This is a genomic window from Companilactobacillus versmoldensis DSM 14857 = KCTC 3814 (assembly GCF_001434295.1).
In the GTDB taxonomy this organism is placed as follows: Bacteria; Bacillota; Bacilli; order Lactobacillales; family Lactobacillaceae; genus Companilactobacillus; species Companilactobacillus versmoldensis.
Genome location: NZ_AZFA01000010.1, coordinates 70,957 through 88,408, shown reverse-complemented (window position 1 = coordinate 88,408; position 17,452 = coordinate 70,957). Strand labels below are relative to the sequence as shown.

The window sequence follows — 17,452 nt, the reverse complement described above, 5'->3', positions numbered from 1 at the left end:
CCAGAAAGTTTAGACCCGAAATTTTTTATTTAAAGGGACTTAAATGGACTAACTCTAAAGATATATCTCAGAATAATTAGTTAGTTTAAATTAATGTGATTGTTTACAGGTAGATAATAGTTTAATAGTGAGATTTATGATATGATACTTTAGCCGCCAAAGTACATTATCTGGTATTAACAAAATTAACGCATACTATATATATACAAGTGCATATAGAAACGGAGAAAAACGATTAGAAAAATAAATGAAATAAATCTTATTCTAGAAGAATTAGTGAATAGAATATCTTTATCAAAAACATCAGAAAAAATAATTCAAGAAGAATACCAATCAATTTCAAATCTTCTAAATAATAATTTGAATGATGAATATGAAGTATTTATTTTTCCACAGGGTTCCTATAATCTTGGAACAACAATTAGACCATTATCAGGCAAAGGAGAATTCGATGTTGACATTGTTGCAGAGATAACAAATAAAAACGTATCTAACATAAAGGCCATATCTTTAAAATGTCTTATAGGAAATGTTTTCAAGAAAAATATCAGATATGGAAACGAACGAATGGATGAAAAAAATCGTGCTTGGAGAATTAATTATGAGAACAATTCACACGTAGACGTTGTTCCTGCGATTGTTTCTGAAAACAGAAATTCTGATATTTTAATTACTAATAAAATCAAAGGTAAATATAATTATTTATACAGCAGCCCAATGAAATATAAAGACTGGTTTATTTCTATGTCCAATGAAATTACAAATAAGGATTACTTGGAAAATAATTTTAGAAATACAGTTAAAAATCTTCCAAAGTACATGAAAGGGACAATCTTACAAAGGGCAGTGAGATTGATTAAATATCACCGAAATAAATATTTTCAAGATGTTATAGATGAAAAGATAAAACCTATTTCAATAATCATGACTACATTAGCGGCTGAGTCTTATGGCGATGAAACTGATTTGTCTTCTGCTGTTACTAGTATCGTAAGAAAAATGAGAACTAATATTGTTTCGAGAAATGGAAAGACGATCATTTCAAATCCTGTTGATCTTAATGAAAATTTTGCTGATAAATGGGAAGAATATCCAGAACGCAAAAAAGTTTTTTTGAGTGGCTTAGTCAACTTGAAAAAGATTTTTCAGAGGATTCATTGAGTACACGTCTACTGATTAATGAAAACTTTCGCAGGTCATTTGGAAATGAGATTACTAAAAATGTATTTAAAAATATTGGAGAAATCCATAAAAACAATAGTAATAATTCAAATATGTCTTTCGATAAAGATATAGGCGTTAATGATTACAATGTTGGTAATAAAATAGTTGACCATAACTTTTATGGTGGTGAGGAAGATTAAAAAATATGTTTATGCTCAAAGAGATTATTACGATTTGAAGAAGATATTTCCTGATGCTAGCTATACGTCAATAAGTGATAGAGGAAATTTTATTGTTAGAACCGCGATTGCTCCTGATAGTTTAGGAAGTATATATGATATTGAATTTCAAGGTGGGGTTGATTATAAGTCAACCGTCTATTTGTACAAACCCTTTAGTTACAAAGATAATTTGAATGAGTTTCCACATTATTATAGGTTTGATGAGAGTAAACAAGCTTTGGAGTTATGTTTATATTTTCCGGGAGAATATAATTCAAAAATGCAGTATAAAAATACTATAGTTCCATGGGCGATGGAATGGCTCTATTTTTTTGAACATTTTATGATTACTGGTACATGGTTTGGTAAGGAAATACAGCATAACAATGGTGAAACTCATGATTCGATTTAAATTTGGCCCGAAAGGAAAAGCAATAATATTAATAATTACGTTCATTATTATCACAACGCTATTGTTTAAATTCTCCTTTATTAGAAGCAAATATATTTCTAATGAAATTTTGGAGATGTTTTATAATTCTCTTCCTCCCAAAATTTTTAGATGCGTATTTTCGTCATTAGTGATCACATTAGGATATTTGTTAACTAGATTTGTTGGTAATAAAATTTTATCTGATACGTTAAATCCAAATGAGACAAAGTATATTCGAAATAGTATCAATTGGATTTATATAGCTTGCTTTTTTGGTGGTGCAAAGGAGTTTAAATTAAAAAATATGCCAATTTGGATTTCATTTAAAATAATACTTACATGGCCAAGATTAGAGGGAATCGTCGATTCACTAGAAACTGATAATTCCAAAATATTGTGTAAGATGGTGAATACTGGAAATAATAATGATGAGGTCAATATAATCGTAGATGATACATATGAAACTTTATCAAAAATAGATCCTTCGGATTTTGTATCGAGGGAAACGTGGTATTTAAAAAAAATTAAATCCAATAATTACAGTGGATCATATAAGTCATATAATGCCAGGTTGTTATCGGATTTTTCATCAAAAATTGGTGAACTTAGTAAGTGTTATACAACGGTAAATCTATTTCTTTCTACATCGCCTTACATGACCAAAAAAATTATTGATACATGTTTTGAAATGGATCGAAGGGATGGGTTCAAACATTTGTGTGTTTATGAGTCATCAAGTGAACACAATTTTAAGTTCGTTAAAAAACATAAGATATTTTGATTTTAGCGATTAATCACTATAGAACAATTAGAGTGTGGTGATTCACATTTGTTGACTAGATATTTGTAATTACTTTTAATCGTATTTATAGCGATATCCATTGTTTTTAAATTCTTTCAATAAGTTCATACTTTTGACTTGGATGGAGCGGAGAACGTTCTGATATGTCTGATAGACGTCTTTGAAGACAGGATCTGACTCAAGACCAATATCGACAGATTCTGTTGGGTCATGTACTTATTGATTCCAAAAATGTATTTGATATCAGTCGGATTGAGTTTTACGTCAATTAGATTGGACATCTTAGATTGGATTTTAAGAATTTTGTATTAACAATGTCTCTTGCCACTGAGACAGTCTATTCAGTACAGACAAACAAACGTACTTCATCAATAGTTTTAATGACTAATCGGAGGATATGGGACTATCTTTGGGTATGAGAATAATCGTCTAATAACTCTTGTAACTCTTGAGTAGTTGGCATTCAAGTCTATCGAGAATGATTCGACTTGTTGCTTACTGGACATTGCTTTTATTGTTAATAATCTATTTCTCGATTGGTACAGATTGACATTGATTAATTCTTTTTTGCAAAGTCGGTATGTGAGCCACAGCTGGTATTGCGAGATTTTCAAAAATATCTATGTTTGCAGATATTTAGATAATATTCGCAATTATTTAACTGGCAAGAAGTACATGGTTTTTCTAGTCACGTTTTTCATCAAACAATCGAATCTTTAATTAGGATATTTTTTCAAACAATACGATAATCTGCCCTCAATAACCTTTGTATGAAGTTTTTGACTACCTTGGAATTTTGATATTTATGTCTGCTATATTTAGAAGATTTAATATAGAATTTAATTGGGATATCACAGACTCTCCTTTGTACAATTTGGTTTGGTCGCTTAAATTATAAAAATGGACTATGAAGTCTTTTTCTATGTTTGAAAGAAGACAAAAATACTAGTATTGGCTTTCGGCAATACTAGAAAATTTAGGCCCAAAATTAAAGTCGCACATTAGCGAAGAAGTTTTCATTAATAAAAGAGTATTATTTTCAAAGTCTTTAAATATAGTTATATATCAAATTTGAATGGACTATACCTTTAAAAGAAAATTATAATTGAATAACATTCTGTTAAGGAGACAATCATTTTAAGCATTTGAAAAGGTTAATTTTAGGATAAATGTATCCAATTTCCCGCCCAAATAAAAGGAGAAACATAAATATGATCAAAAAAATTTTATTACTTTTAGTAAGTGGCATGCTTCTATTCGAATTAACTGCATGCAATAATCCTCAAAATTCATCTGAGGATAACGCTGATAAAACTACAACGAAAGTTAAAAGTAAAAAGAAAAATGAAGTAAACAAATCTAATTTGAAAAATAAAAAAGCCACTAATGATAATCAGAATAAAAATGAAAAAAACGCAACAAATGATAAAGAATCTAAATCGAATGCAGATGGTTCTGAAGAAAAACAAAATAATGAAGGGGCCAATAACAACGATAATAGTACTGATATAAATAAAGAAACTTCAAATCAAACTCCTGTGGAGACTACAACAAATACTGAAAGTCAATCTGACAATAATTCAAATCAAGCACTGAATAACTCTTCTAATCAAGGTAGTAACGATAGTGGTTATCAAGATTATCATCAAAGAACTAATTATCCATATACAAATAATCCGAGCCGTTATTATTCAAATAATGGTTATCAAGATTACCATCAAAGGACACATCATCTGTACAAAAATGATCCAAGTAATAATTCTTCTTCCGGCAATTATCAAAACTATCATCAAAGAACAGGATATGCATATAAAAACGGTCATTAGTTAAGTTCTATGAATAAGCAGTTGAAATTACTAGTATGTTCCCATTAAAAATAAATATATTTATAAATTAATTGAATTACTAAAGTTTCAAGCTTAAACTTAACCTATAATTCATGAAAAAATTATAGGGGATGGCATATTTATGAAAATCAAGGGTGTTCGACTTGCTGCAGTTGTAGGTGTATCACTTTTTGCACTGGCTGGATGTAGTAGTCAAACTAGTTCTAGTAGTCAAAACAGTGCCTCGACTTCTCAAAAGACTACCAAGAAGCAATCAACACAGAAAAGATCTACCGTCATGTGGAGTGTCAGAAAAAATAATTATCTTGAGAACTTTATGGAGGATTGGCAAGGTAAGATGAACCAATCGTACAAAAAATACGATGGCACAAATGCGTTGAAGACTTCGGCGGGGATGTCTTATCCGTCTGATCTTTCCAAAGTCAAAGTGAACGGTAGTAAACAATCCATCGGTTGGAGCAAGAATGGAACGGACAAGTATAAGTACAACGTCGTTTCAATTTATAATTACGATGGCAACAATGACCACATTACGTACTTCTTCGCTTTTCACAATAAAAAGACGATTGCTTTAGTCGATCAAAGTAGTGGCGGGACGCCTGATTTGAAAGAGACTGAGAATAATGATGTGAAATCTGAGTTTGAGGATATTGCTGATGGAAAGAGTTATTCAACTCCAGATGCCTCTGATACTGATAATGCTTCTGACAGTCAAAGCAGCAATGGCAGTTCGTCAAAGGGTGATTCGTCTAATAGCAAGTCAACTGATTCTGTCAGTGATCCTAAGATCATTGGTGTTTTGGTCTATGAGCAAGCAAATTCATGGTATGATCCAGAAAAACCAGATTCTGATTGGGTTATGCGTTACAATCCATATGCTCCTGGTAAATATTCAATCGGCGGAGGCTCTGCTGAATCAGATGTTCAATATTCAATCCAAGGTGATGCCGTACATTACCAGCAATTAGATCCGGACAGTTCAGATGTTACTGCAGACGAGACTATGGAAAAGTCCACGGTTTCTTTAAGAAGCTTGATTTCAAAGTATTATTCAACAGATGAGCAGAAACAAGTTGTTCAAAAGACCGCAGATGACTTGCAAGATATGATGTAAGATTTTGGCAAATATAAACAAACAGATAAATAAGAATAGATAAAAAACTTTAAATCATCTAATATTGATTTAAAATTTTTATCTAAGGTGTAAGAGATCCTCCTTGAGGGTCTCTTTTTCTATGCTTTTTTAAATTTGTCATATCCGGCACTTATGAATTTGTTGAGCAATTGCAGATCATGATACCAAGCCTGGTTTTTAATAAAATGATGCTTTTTATTAATTGCAAATGATCCATGAATCGAATATGCAAAGATTGCTTCAGCATCCGCTTCGCTAAGGCCAGTTCGTGCTTGGACTTCGGGAATGATTGTTGGTTTTTCATGGGTGATTATTCGACCGATAATATAATCGCTTAAGCTAGGATCCATTAAAAGTTTTCGGTATTTGGGAGAATCGGCTACTTTTTGACAATCTGGTAATAACGACTCGCTTTCTTTGAGTGGATTGGAAATTGTTTCTTTATCCGTCGTTGAAAGATCAGCTTGAGTGTTTGTAAAAAGCAATGCGTCATCTAATACTGCGTTCAATATGTCGGTCATATTATCAAAATGTAAATAAAAGGTTGTCCGAGTGATTGCTGCTTTTCGGCAAATTTGGGCAATTTTTATATCTGAGTATGGTTTTTCGGCAATCAATTCTAAAAAAGCTTCTTTAATAACATTAATGGTATAAATTGTTCTACGGTCTGTTTTACGGTTATTCATTTATCTAACTCCTTAACAAAATTCGAAAACTGTTCATAAAAGTGGGAAAAAGCTAAAACTGTGCTTAACTTTATTTTGAAAATCCTATACATTAAGAACAATTCCTTACATATTGTATTTTATTATACACTGTGTAAATGATTTTAGGAGGAGAAATGGATTCAGAAATAAAAAAAGCTCAAGAATTAATTTCCGATAGTGATGGAATTCTGATTACAGCTAGTAATGGATTGTCGATCACTGAAGGTTATAACATTTTTGCCGATGACTTGAATTTTCGAAATTACTTTAATGAATTTAAGTCACTTTATGGAATCAGTAATGTGGTTCAGGGCGTCTATGCCGAAATGCCTCAGACGGATCATGACATTTTTATGAAAAAAGTTCATAAATACTTGATTGATGATTATCATCCAACTCCCATTTTTAAGGACATTAAGAAACTGGTCACCGATAAAGATTATTTTGTGGTTACTTCTAATGCCGATACGCATTTTCAGTTGAACGGTTTTGATCCTAAACGTATCTGGGAAGTCGAAGGTAATCTAGATGGAACCAATATGAGAGATGAGACGTGGAATCAACAACAACAATCTTTTCAGAACTTTGTTAGCAACAATAAAAATGAGAAATTAGTACAAATAGAATTTGGTATTGGTTCACATAACAAAATGATCAAGGAACCGATGATGCGGTTGGTTTCTAGTCATCCTAAGTGGTCATATATCACTTTGAATTTACAAAATGAAATTAAGGTAGCACCGGAAATAAGTGATCGATCGGTTGCACTAGCTGGTGATATCAATCAGACAATGAATAACTTATTGAAAGAGGATTAAAAAATGGACTCAACATTTTACGAACAATTAGTAATGAAAACACAAATGAATTATTCGCAGTATTACAACGTTTATGCAAGTGGCAAAACCCCTATCAAATTGACCGAAAAACCTGCTTTGCCATATAAAGAACAAATTAAAATTTTGGCTGAAAAAATCAAGGAAGCCGATCACATCGTCATTGGTGGTGGTTCCGGATTATCCGCCGCTGGTGGTGGAGACTTTTACTACAAAGATAATGACTCTTTTAGAAAATTATTTGGTAAATTTGCGGATAAATATGGTTTTGACGGGGCCGCAGCCGGATGGTCCTATCCATTTTCAACGCGTGAAGAGTTTTGGGGTTATTTAGCCACTTTTCTTTACACGACCCAACACGCTCCTATTCAAAAACCATACTTGGATCTACAGAAGATTCTAAAGGGTAAAGATTATTATGTTTTGACGACTAATCAAGATACTCAGACAGTCAAAGCTTTTCCAGAAGAAAGAGTTTCCCAGATTCAAGGTGATCAACGATTCTTCCAGTGTTCCAATCAGTGCAATGATGAAGTTTGGGACGCTGTCAAACCAGTTGAAGAAATGGTCAAGGCCATGGGTGATGGAACTAAGGTCCCAACAGAGCTTATCCCAAAATGTCCCACATGTGGTGCAGAGGCTTTTCCATGGAATAGAGGATTTGGAAACTTCTTAGAAGGGAAAAGATATCAACAAGAATATAAAAAAGTTTCGGACGACATTTTAGCTCATTTGCATGACGATAAATTATTATTCATCGAATTAGGCGTTGGCAGAATAACTCCAATGTTTATTCAAGAACCATTTTGGGCTTTAACAGCCAGCCTTGATGGAGCATACGATGTCATGATCAATCGCGACTATCAATTTTTACCTGAAGGAATCTAAGATAAAGGACAGGCTATCAAAGGAGATATTGCTCAAGCACTTGATGATGTCGTAGCAGAAATGAATAAATAAGTAAATTGTTTATATCGTGGGAACTATTTCAATAGAATTCTAGACTATATTATTCAAATTGCTATTTTGATTTGAAAAGATTCAATCATGAATATGAATTGCCTTCGAGAAGATTTAGCTTGCATTTCCAGCATATATGAAGGTTTATTGCCTGGGCTGCGATTGGTGATTGAATTGCTAAATATTCAAGAATAAACTTTAACTTAGTTTGAGGGAAAATAAGTTATGGGGGAAATATATTTATGAAAATCAAGAGGATGCAACTTGCTACAGCTTTGGGACTTTCATTTTTGATACTAACTGGATGCAGTAGTCAGGGAAATTCCAGCAGTCAAAAAAGTGCCGCCAGCTCTCAAAATACTACCGAGAAAAAGGCTACTGAGAAAAAAGATACTGAGAAACACACTATGCCAAATTGGAATGCAAAAAAAGATACCGATCTGGAAAGTTACATGAAGGATTGGCAAAGTCAGATGAACCAGTCTTATCAAAAGTATGATGGTAAGACTGATTTGAAGACTTCAGATGGAATGACTTATCCTTCTGATCTATCTAAAGTCAAAGTGGAAGGAACGAAACAATCTATCGGCTGGAGTCATTTTGGCAACGGCAAGTACCGGTACAACATCGTCGCTATTTATAACTATGAAGGCAACAATCAACATATCACCTACTTTTTTGCTTTCCACAAAGGCAATCCAGTTGTTTTAGTTGACCAAAGCAACGGTGGCATGCCTGATTTGAAAGAGACTGAGAATAGTGATCTCAAAGAAAATTTTGATGATATCGCTGATGGGAAGAGTTATTCCGCCTCAAATCAATCGAGTAGTGAAAAGTCACCCAACCAATCAACTGACAATAATAGTTCGACTGCTAACGATTCATCAAGCAAGCAGTCAACTGAGTCGGTCAGTGATCCTAAGATTCAAGCTGTTTTGATATATCAACAAGTAAAACCAGATTTTGATATTTCAGATCCGAACACTGATGTGCATTTTACTGAATCCGATGGCAAATATTCTATTGCAGTAGGTTCAAGCAGTGCATCGGATGTCCAATTCAATATTGAAGGTGACACAGTCCATTATTGGCAATTGGATCTCAGTAGCGCAGAAACTGTACCTGATGCCAAGATGAAAGAAGCAACGCTTTCATTGAGCAACTTAGTTTCAAAATATTATGCTACCGATGAACAAAAGCAGTCAGTTCAAACGATTGCTGACAGGTTTTACGATGCTAGATAATTTAAATGAGAAATTTCTAGATTCTTTACGATAACTTGTTAAAAAGAATAACAAAGCCCACTCATGTTTGATGATTCAAACTGGGTGGGCTTTTTGTGCATAGATTAAATTGGAATCAAAATTGTTAATGATCTGAGAATGATGGCTTTGTTATAAAACGATAAATATGTTGTATTAGTTATTATATTATATTCATTTTATAAATATATAAATGGTATACTGTTAAATTGTTAGCATAAAATAAATTATATTGTGTTTTGTGATTATTTTTAATGTTTAAATTCACTAGGGGTGAATTTCATGAAATCGAAAAACCTTTTGATCGAGTATCACGCTTAGATAAACGATAAGAATGGTTCATAGAATATATTTTTTTCATATTTGATTTGTGCGACATAAATTGTTTTGGGGAGGATTTATGGGACACTGGGAACCTGGAAGGGTATTTCAAGAAATGAACTGGGTCGATGATGACAAAGGCGGCTGTGGATGTGGCTGTATTTTGACCATAATCGTAATTGGTGCAATTCTTTTTGCATTACAGTTTATTCTTGCAAATATTGGCTATATCATATTGGGGATTTTCATAATAGCAGTTATTTACTTTATAGTTAAAGCTTTGATGGAGTGACTGTGATGGGGGGGAGAAAAGAGATGGATCTTGAAAAGAAACATGGAATTTCAAGAAAGAAATTATTGGCAGTGGGATTAACCGCTGTAACTTTTTTTAGTACTACTGCCATAATGAATCAAAAATCTGTTGATGCTTCAACTGTGAATAATGTTGCAGTTGCTGATGCTACAGCAAATGGTTCAGTACAACTTTACAATAGTGTTACCGATGATGGTTTCAAGATGGCTTACAGAGGCCTTGCAAATGGTACTGCATGGAAGATAGGTAAAGCAGTCAAAGGTATCGACGGAGAAACTTACTTGCAAGTTAGTACCAATGAATTTGCCAATGCTAATCAAATGGATTTAGCAGATGAAACATCTGAACAAAATATTTCGAACGGTGTTTTGCATACTAATGGTCAAACTAATTTATATATTGATCCGGTTGCAGACGGTCATTTGGAAACCACTAGGATGCTTGGAAGTTCTACCGATTGGTTCACAGATATAAAGGTCGTTGTAAATGGCGAAACTTTTTATCGTGTATCGACTCATGAGTATGTCAAAGCAAGCGATATTGCTTTGACTAAAGCTAGTGCATTTTCTGACAAAACTTATACGAAGAATGGACCTGATTACGAAAACGAAACACCCGAGTCAAATGGTAATAGTTCCGACAATACTTCAGAGGACACTAACCAAGGTGCTTCAACAGACACACCAACAGATTCTGATGAAGATCAGGGTAACAATTCAACTGATTCAGCAGTAAGAAGAGCTGACATTATAATTAAAGCTATAAGTGAAGATGGCACTAAGTTAGCCAATGATAAAGTGGTATCTGATCAGGAAGTTGGTAAAAACTATGTTGCTAATGCGCCAATAATCAATGGTTATACTGCTGACAAAGATTCCAAAACGGTAAATGTTTCTAAAAAGGGTTCGACAGTTACTTTTACATATACCAAAAAAACAACTGCAGCGTCTGTGGATACATCAGCAGTTGCCGATGAGATTATTAAGTTGGTAAATGAATACCGAACGCAAAATGGTCTTAAAGCTTTAAATATTGATAGTAATTTATCAGCTGGTTCAAAAGCTCGTGTTAATACAGAGGCTAGCAAGGTAAATGCTAGTGGAAACATCGATGATGCAAATCATGATGAATTCAATGCTCAAACTCAGCCAGATCTGCAACGATATGTCGGAACCAGTATGGCGGAAAATCTGGTTGTAACAAATGGCTCTACTACTGATGAAGTAGCCCAAAGTGCCTTGAACTTATGGAAAGAGTCTCCAGATCATAATGCAATAATGTTGGACGAATCTTTGACGGATACTGGAGTAGCCGTCAAGCAGTTGGATAATGGACAATTCGTGGCCATTCAAGATTTTGGTGGTAATAATCAAACTGATGTGACTTGGAATTCAGATCAATTCAATTCAATTCAACTACTATTGATCAATTTGGCTTAACTAAAGAAGAAGTTGCTCAACAATTTAAAAATATTTATGGCTATGATTTAGGAACAAATTATTATGTGTCAGACCATATTTTTAAGACTAAGAGTGATCTTGAAGACTTTCTTGATGCGCCGTTTGAAGAACCGAATCCCTTAGAAGGTTCGATTTGGGACGCAGTAGGTGCTGACGGTCTGGATACAGCTGCATTGATTTACGATGCTAATGGGAATGCCGTTGGCTGGGGTCACTGCTTACTTAAAATGGATGAACCTGCTCAATACTATTTTGATGAGGGATTGACACCCTGGATTAAATAATAGATAAAAGGTTATCTATAACGATTGCTGATAGGTTTCGGTATTAACAATAATGATCATAATATTGAATAATATTTAGCTTGTCATGACATGTATCTTTATGTATTATAAAAGTGATTACAGATGGATGCATGGTCTGAAATCTATGCATGACAATGAACAAAGCAAGAGAGCACTAAAACTACCACTGATAGTTTTGATGCTCTCTTTTTCTTTTCGTTGCTTTTTGCATAAAAAATAATTGAAATATTGGGTGAAATATCGAGATTATGAAAACTGGCAAAATTGGAATGTTAAGTATTTTGGCATTAAGCGTATTTATTTTGACTGGCTGCGGAAATAGCAGTCAGCAAGGTAGCACAGTGGACGCTGATGCCCAAAAACATGTTGAAAAACCTGCAAAAACAGTGAAGCCTAAAAAGAACATTCAACATGAAAACGTTGCTCCTAAAAAAGTTATTGCATTATGGGATCGAGAAAAAGATGTTCAGCTGAAAAATTTTATCGATCAGTGGGCACCAACTATGCATCAATCGTATACGAAGTATGACGGAGCTAATTCACTCAAGACTTCAACGGGTACAATGTATCCCGATGATTTAACTCGAGTTACCGTTAATGGCTCGAAGGTTTCCATTGGTTGGAGCAAAGATGGTAGTGGTTCAAAAGAATACAATGTCGTGGCCATCTACAATCATGATGGCGTTGTTCCACCAACTCCTAATCACATCACCTACTTTTTTGCCTTCCATGATAAGAAACCGGTCGTTTTAGTCGATCAAAGTCGCGATGGTGACCCACGTTTGACCGAAACTGAAAATGCAGATGTTAAAACTAATTTTGCCAAAATCTCCACAAATGAAGCTCCCGCAAAACCAGCCACTCCACCTGCCAAAAAGATTGAGAATAATATAATCAGGGATCCGAAGATGGTCGGGATCATGGTCAGGGAAGAGGTTCAACCAGATACTGACGTCACGACTGAACCCAATTTGACTATCGACTTAGGTGGGGATCAAAATACGATCGGTGAAAGAACGGTCATTTCAACGCTTCGGTACAAAATAGTTGGCGATAATGTTCATTATTGGACGATTGATCCAAACTACCAATCGATAGCTACTGCTAAGTATTTTGAACATGTTTTGAGTTTGAAAGAACTTCAACAAAAGCATTATGGTAATGAGTCGCAAAAACGGATCATGCAACTGGCACTTAATCACGCTACTGTTGAGCATAGCTAAATAGAAAAATTTCAAATCGAAAACACAATTAAGCTAAAGTCAGCTTGTTGTGTTTTTTTGTTGGGATACATATAATTATATTTATAGTACTGATGTGAATTTTCTTTCGGCACTTTGTTTTGGGGATTAAAACAAATATAGGGGGAAATTATGAATCTTAAATAAGGTAAAAAATTTCAGCTACTTGCTGTTATAGCAATGCTGGCATTTGTTTTGACGGGATGTGGTGGTCAAAATAATTCTGCCAGTGGCCAATCATCTAGTCAGAAAACCACTGCCAATAAACAACAAAAGAACAGTAAATCAAATTCGAGCGATAACGCGCCAACTACGCTTTGGAATACGACAAGAGATAAGAAATTGAAAGAATTTATCGATCAATGGGCACCAACGATGCACCAAACTTATACCAAGTATGATGGCGTCCATCCATTGAAGATCGCAACGGGTGTATCGTATCCTAAGAATTTATCGAAAGTTAATGTTGATGGATCAAAAGCTTCAATCGGCTGGAGTGAAAATGGCCATGGAGACCATGATTATAATGTCGTTGCTATTTACAATTATGACGGCGCACAATCTCCAGATCACATCACTTATTTCTTTGCTTTCCACAATGATCAACCAGTGGCCTTAGTTGACCAAAGCACCGAAGGTACACCTAATTTAACTGAGACTAAGAACAACGATATTAATACCAACTTTGAAGAAATCGCAAGTGGAAAATCGGCAACTTACTCAGGTTCACAAACAAGTTCTAACTCAGAATCAAACTCTGGATCAAATTCGAAATCAGATTCCCACAGTAGTTCTTCGAAAAAGAGCAATTCCGATGATTTAGTCACTGATCCAAGAACAGTCGGTATTTTGTTAGGGATGAAAGTCTCTGACGGAGTCGACTATTCTCAAGAAGAAGATATGCTGGGGGTTTACAAGTATAACGGTAGGTATTGGATGGGAACTGGTACTTCAGCATCCAGTATTGGTTATAATTTCAGTGGTGACAGTGTCACATATTACAAGAAAGACTTGAGTGGCGGTAGAAGCGAAGCAGAAGCAACTTATGATCCAGTCAAATATAGTTTGCGAGACTTACAAAATGCAAATTATTCGACGACTGCCCAAAAGCAATATGTTGATGACATTGTAAATAATATGGGTCCAGTCAGTGAAGAATAATCAATATTAAACATCAAGGTCAGTCAAATGATCTTGATGTTTTTTTGTTTAAATCAACAATATAAATCTATTAATAATTTGATTGAGTGTTCAAAATAAGACGAGTAAACTTAAATCATGCTTTAAAAATTAAGATATATTTGAGGGGAATTTTTTAGTATGAAATCACGGGGATTAGCTATTACCATGGTACTGATTTTTGGCGCCATAGCTTTAGCAGGATGTACGGCAAAAGGGGATGCCGACGGTCGAAAAGATACGCAGATGACAACACAACAAGCTAAAGCAAAAAAATCGAAACCACTTTGGAACTACAAAAAAGATAAGCGTTTGGGCACATATATGAGATCTTTTGCAGCTGTAAAAGACGAAATGCTCGATAAATACGATGGCAAAGGATCAGTTAAAACATCAACATCAGGTACTTATCCAGAAGATTTTTCTAAAGCAAAAGTTGCTGGTTCAAAAAGCACAATTGGTTGGGAACAACAAGGATTGGATAAATATGATTATAATGTTGTAGCAATTTACGATTATCACAACAAAGACCTGCCGATCCCGGTACCATTAACTTATTTCTTTGCTTTTCATGATCACAAGCCAGTGGTGTTAGTTTGCGATACTGAATCTACTAATCCGCAACTAAGAGAAGCTGACGGCCCAGATTTAGAAGCTGACTTTGATAAAATTGCTAAAAATAAGACTGTAAAAGACCCTACGATTGGCAATGTTAGTATAGACGATCAACAATCTCAGAGTAATAATCAAGCAACTTCTGACTCTGAATCTGCTCAGATGGACTCCAATGATACAGAAACAGTCACAGATCCAAAATTAATTGGAATAATGGTTTTTTCAGGTGAGAACAACGGCGGTCAATTGTCAGATGATATACCGAGTGTGACTATGTATTCTCTAGATGACAACAAATATGAGATGGATGTTGGTAACGCTGCTTCTGAAGTCAGTTATCAAATAGATGGAGATAATGTTAACTATTGGCTCAGAGATCCTACTAGTGCCGATGTGATCTTACAGCAGACAAAGAAAGAATATACGATTTCGTTGTCTGAATTGATTTCCAAATACTATTCAACTCCAGAACAGAAACAAATCGTTCAAGATGCTGCTGATAATATCCAAGAAGGATAATCCTTCAGTAGTAAATTACGCTAATAATTTCAATAGGCATCAAGATTCTTAAAGAGTCTTGATGTTTTTTTATTATCCTCAAATTCTATATAAATATATTCATATCTTGATTGAGTCCAGAAAATCAAACGAGTAAACTTAGATAAGACTTTAGGGAATATATTTAAGAGGGATTTTTATGAAGAAAAAAGGATTAACTACTGCGCTACTACTAGTTTTTAGCGTTTTTGTTTTAGCTGGATGCGATAGTCAAAAAAACGACCATTCATCGACGCAACAAACTGATAGTCAAAGTACCAAACCACTTTGGAACTATAAAAAGGATAACCGCTTGGAATCTTATATGAATGGTTTCGCAGCTTCCCAAAATGAGAAATTCAACAAATATGATGGGAAGACTCCAATCGAGACCTCGACGAATGCGACTTATCCAAAAGATTTTTCTAAGACAAAAATTTCTGGTTCAAAGGATACGATTGGTTGGGACGAACAAGGATTGTCCAAGAATGATTACACAGTCGTGGCAATTTACGATTCAGGCTCAGCTAATACGCCATTGACGTATTTCTTTGCATTCCATGATCGCAGACCAGTCGTATTGGTCTGTGATACTGCGGCAGACAAACCACAGCTTGAGCTAGCTACTGATGACAGCTTTAAGACAGTCTTTACCAAAATAATAAAGAATAAAAGTGTCAAAAATCCTGCCAGTGGAAGCAATGAATCTAGTTTGCAAACAACTGAAACCGATGAAGGGACAACAGATCAGAATAAGTCGACTGATTCAAAAGATACTTATGATACTACCGATCCTAAAATGATTGGGGCAATGATTTATATGATGTCTGGCCATGATGATATAACAATGGCACCTCAAAATTTTTCTTTGTATGTTAAGAAAGGTACTAGATATACTATTTATGAAGATAATGCAGTTATTTCTGATATTGATTTTCAACTTCAAGGTAAGACAGTCCACTATTGGACTAGAGATCCTGATAGTTCCGATGTTATGGCAACTGAAACCCAAAAGGAATCGACGATTAGTTTATCTGACCTAGTTTCCAAATACTATTCAACTCCGGAACAGAAGCAGATTGTTCAGGATTGTGCTGATAAAATCAAAGAGCAATAAGCGTCTGAATTCCACTCGATAAACTTTTATTCATAATTCTAAATGTTTGTTTTAATAAAATAATTGCGTTAATTTAAATATGTAATATTTCTATTTTGATATTCACGAGGAGGAATTATACATGGATGAAACTAGTGCTACTAAGGCTGGTACATATGAATTTGATAAGGATTTCATTGTTAATCGTTTAGGTTACGGTACGATGCAATTGACTGGTAACGGTGTTTGGGGTCCTTACAAGGATCCTGACCAAGCTGCTGATTTGATCAAGAGTTCGTTTGATTTGGGTGTCAACTTCATTGATACTGCTGATTCATATGGCCCATGGCATGCTGATACATATTTGGCTAAGGCTTTGAAGGACTATTCTGATTCAGATAAGATTTTCATTTCTGATAAGGTTGGCCAAGTTCGGACTGGTGAGAACGAATGGACTCCAGTTGGTGCCCCTGCATTCTTGCGCCAAGAAGTAGAGCTTTCATTACGTTTATTCAATCGTGACCACGAAGACTTGTTGTTCTTGCACAGAATCGATTCACACTACACACTTGAAGAACAAGTGGGCGAATTGAAGAAGATGCAAGACGAAGGTAAGATCAAGCATATCGGTGTCAGTCAAGTAACTTTGGACGAATTAAAAGACGTTCAAAAGGTTGCTAAGATCGATGCTGTCGAAAACTTGTACAACGTCGGCCATCATAAAGATGATGATGAGATTGTTGACTATGCTAAGGAACAAGGAATGGCCTTCTTGCCATGGTTCCCACTTGACACAGGTAATTTGACTAAGGCTGATAGCCCATTAAACGACATTGCCAAGAAGTACAATGCTAGTTCAGCCCAAATTGCTCTAGCATGGTTGTTGAAGCGTTCTGACAACATTATTCCTATCCCAGGAACAAGTTCACTCGAACACTTGAAAGACAATATTGCTGCCGCAAATGTTAACTTGAGCGACGAAGACTTTGAGACATTGTCAAAACTACAAAAGTAAAAT

Annotated in this window: 18 protein-coding genes; 17 read left to right on the top strand and 1 reads right to left on the bottom strand. The window is 34.7% G+C overall.

Features of this window, described 5'->3' with window-relative positions:
* Nucleotides 1-276 precede the first annotated feature (276 nt).
* The 6 genes from FC27_RS06825 (at nucleotide 277) to FC27_RS06800 (ending at nucleotide 5,581) form a co-directional block, all read left to right on the top strand.
* A complete protein-coding gene (locus tag FC27_RS06825) occupies nucleotides 277-1,161 on the top strand; it encodes a nucleotidyltransferase domain-containing protein (RefSeq protein ID WP_010624620.1) in 885 nt (294 codons plus the stop codon).
* Entirely contained in the window at nucleotides 1,158-1,364 is a 207-nt protein-coding gene (locus FC27_RS06820; RefSeq protein WP_010624619.1) for a hypothetical protein, read from the top strand. The genes FC27_RS06825 and FC27_RS06820 overlap by 4 nt, the downstream gene beginning before the upstream one ends.
* A gap of 34 nt (nucleotides 1,365-1,398) precedes the next feature.
* Nucleotides 1,399-1,797 (top strand): type II CBASS E2 protein, encoded by a 399-nt coding sequence (locus FC27_RS06815; protein WP_050901059.1) that lies wholly within the window; start codon nucleotides 1,399-1,401, stop codon nucleotides 1,795-1,797.
* A complete protein-coding gene (locus tag FC27_RS12230) occupies nucleotides 1,772-2,599 on the top strand; it encodes a hypothetical protein (RefSeq protein ID WP_369336278.1) in 828 nt (275 codons plus the stop codon). The genes FC27_RS06815 and FC27_RS12230 overlap by 26 nt, the downstream gene beginning before the upstream one ends.
* A gap of 1,232 nt (nucleotides 2,600-3,831) precedes the next feature.
* Nucleotides 3,832-4,446: a hypothetical protein gene (locus FC27_RS06805; protein ID WP_010624616.1), complete on the top strand. Its 615-nt coding sequence runs from the start codon at nucleotides 3,832-3,834 to the stop codon at nucleotides 4,444-4,446.
* 142 nt (nucleotides 4,447-4,588) lie between these two features.
* Nucleotides 4,589-5,581, top strand: coding sequence for an Lreu_0056 family protein (locus FC27_RS06800; protein WP_010624615.1), 993 nt, complete (start codon nucleotides 4,589-4,591; stop codon nucleotides 5,579-5,581).
* A 119-nt stretch (nucleotides 5,582-5,700) separates the two neighbouring features.
* On the opposite strand, the gene FC27_RS06795 is transcribed toward FC27_RS06800, so the two are convergent.
* On the bottom strand, nucleotides 5,701-6,288 hold the full coding sequence (locus tag FC27_RS06795; RefSeq protein WP_010624614.1) for a TetR/AcrR family transcriptional regulator: 588 nt from the start codon (nucleotides 6,286-6,288) through the stop codon (nucleotides 5,701-5,703).
* A 155-nt stretch (nucleotides 6,289-6,443) separates the two neighbouring features.
* On the opposite strand from FC27_RS06795, the gene FC27_RS06790 reads away from it, so the two are divergent.
* The 11 genes from FC27_RS06790 (at nucleotide 6,444) to FC27_RS06740 (ending at nucleotide 17,449) form a co-directional block, all read left to right on the top strand.
* On the top strand, nucleotides 6,444-7,127 hold the full coding sequence (locus FC27_RS06790) for an SIR2 family NAD-dependent protein deacylase (protein ID WP_010624613.1): 684 nt from the start codon (nucleotides 6,444-6,446) through the stop codon (nucleotides 7,125-7,127).
* A gap of 3 nt (nucleotides 7,128-7,130) precedes the next feature.
* Nucleotides 7,131-8,033, top strand: a complete 903-nt coding sequence (locus FC27_RS06785) for an SIR2 family NAD-dependent protein deacylase (RefSeq protein WP_010624612.1) — start codon at nucleotides 7,131-7,133, stop codon at nucleotides 8,031-8,033.
* 314 nt (nucleotides 8,034-8,347) lie between these two features.
* Nucleotides 8,348-9,349: an Lreu_0056 family protein gene (locus FC27_RS06780; RefSeq protein WP_010624611.1), complete on the top strand. Its 1,002-nt coding sequence runs from the start codon at nucleotides 8,348-8,350 to the stop codon at nucleotides 9,347-9,349.
* A gap of 418 nt (nucleotides 9,350-9,767) precedes the next feature.
* On the top strand, nucleotides 9,768-9,980 hold the full coding sequence (locus FC27_RS06775) for a hypothetical protein (RefSeq protein ID WP_010624610.1): 213 nt from the start codon (nucleotides 9,768-9,770) through the stop codon (nucleotides 9,978-9,980).
* 5 nt (nucleotides 9,981-9,985) lie between these two features.
* Complete coding sequence (locus FC27_RS06770; RefSeq protein WP_081483543.1) at nucleotides 9,986-11,440, top strand: CAP domain-containing protein; 1,455 nt, start codon at nucleotides 9,986-9,988, stop codon at nucleotides 11,438-11,440.
* Nucleotides 11,386-11,745: a hypothetical protein gene (locus FC27_RS06765; RefSeq protein ID WP_010624608.1), complete on the top strand. Its 360-nt coding sequence runs from the start codon at nucleotides 11,386-11,388 to the stop codon at nucleotides 11,743-11,745. Before FC27_RS06770 ends, FC27_RS06765 begins: the two co-directional genes overlap by 55 nt.
* Nucleotides 11,746-12,014: 269 nt before the next feature.
* Complete coding sequence (locus FC27_RS06760; protein ID WP_010624607.1) at nucleotides 12,015-12,989, top strand: DUF4767 domain-containing protein; 975 nt, start codon at nucleotides 12,015-12,017, stop codon at nucleotides 12,987-12,989.
* 198 nt (nucleotides 12,990-13,187) lie between these two features.
* On the top strand, nucleotides 13,188-14,168 hold the full coding sequence (locus FC27_RS06755) for an Lreu_0056 family protein (protein WP_010624606.1): 981 nt from the start codon (nucleotides 13,188-13,190) through the stop codon (nucleotides 14,166-14,168).
* Between the two features lie 159 nt (nucleotides 14,169-14,327).
* Nucleotides 14,328-15,320: an Lreu_0056 family protein gene (locus tag FC27_RS06750; RefSeq protein WP_010624605.1), complete on the top strand. Its 993-nt coding sequence runs from the start codon at nucleotides 14,328-14,330 to the stop codon at nucleotides 15,318-15,320.
* Nucleotides 15,321-15,498: 178 nt separating this feature from the next.
* Nucleotides 15,499-16,455, top strand: a complete 957-nt coding sequence (locus FC27_RS06745) for an Lreu_0056 family protein (RefSeq protein WP_010624604.1) — start codon at nucleotides 15,499-15,501, stop codon at nucleotides 16,453-16,455.
* Between the two features lie 121 nt (nucleotides 16,456-16,576).
* Nucleotides 16,577-17,449: an aldo/keto reductase gene (locus tag FC27_RS06740; RefSeq protein ID WP_010624603.1), complete on the top strand. Its 873-nt coding sequence runs from the start codon at nucleotides 16,577-16,579 to the stop codon at nucleotides 17,447-17,449.
* Nucleotides 17,450-17,452: the final 3 nt, after the last annotated feature.

Excerpts from the sequence above, each read along its gene's own strand:
- FC27_RS12230 (WP_369336278.1), top strand. The coding sequence starts at position 1,772 with ATGGTGAAACTCATGATTCGATTTAAATTTGGCCCGAAAGGAAAAGCA.
- FC27_RS06805 (WP_010624616.1), top strand. The coding sequence starts at position 3,832 with ATGATCAAAAAAATTTTATTACTTTTAGTAAGTGGCATGCTTCTATTC.
- FC27_RS06800 (WP_010624615.1), top strand. The coding sequence starts at position 4,589 with ATGAAAATCAAGGGTGTTCGACTTGCTGCAGTTGTAGGTGTATCACTT.
- FC27_RS06795 (WP_010624614.1), bottom strand. The coding sequence starts at position 6,288 with ATGAATAACCGTAAAACAGACCGTAGAACAATTTATACCATTAATGTT.
- FC27_RS06790 (WP_010624613.1), top strand. The coding sequence starts at position 6,444 with ATGGATTCAGAAATAAAAAAAGCTCAAGAATTAATTTCCGATAGTGAT.
- FC27_RS06785 (WP_010624612.1), top strand. The coding sequence starts at position 7,131 with ATGGACTCAACATTTTACGAACAATTAGTAATGAAAACACAAATGAAT.
- FC27_RS06780 (WP_010624611.1), top strand. The coding sequence starts at position 8,348 with ATGAAAATCAAGAGGATGCAACTTGCTACAGCTTTGGGACTTTCATTT.
- FC27_RS06775 (WP_010624610.1), top strand. The coding sequence starts at position 9,768 with ATGGGACACTGGGAACCTGGAAGGGTATTTCAAGAAATGAACTGGGTC.
- FC27_RS06770 (WP_081483543.1), top strand. The coding sequence starts at position 9,986 with ATGGGGGGGAGAAAAGAGATGGATCTTGAAAAGAAACATGGAATTTCA.
- FC27_RS06760 (WP_010624607.1), top strand. The coding sequence starts at position 12,015 with ATGAAAACTGGCAAAATTGGAATGTTAAGTATTTTGGCATTAAGCGTA.
- FC27_RS06755 (WP_010624606.1), top strand. The coding sequence starts at position 13,188 with ATGCTGGCATTTGTTTTGACGGGATGTGGTGGTCAAAATAATTCTGCC.
- FC27_RS06750 (WP_010624605.1), top strand. The coding sequence starts at position 14,328 with ATGAAATCACGGGGATTAGCTATTACCATGGTACTGATTTTTGGCGCC.
- FC27_RS06745 (WP_010624604.1), top strand. The coding sequence starts at position 15,499 with ATGAAGAAAAAAGGATTAACTACTGCGCTACTACTAGTTTTTAGCGTT.
- FC27_RS06740 (WP_010624603.1), top strand. The coding sequence starts at position 16,577 with ATGGATGAAACTAGTGCTACTAAGGCTGGTACATATGAATTTGATAAG.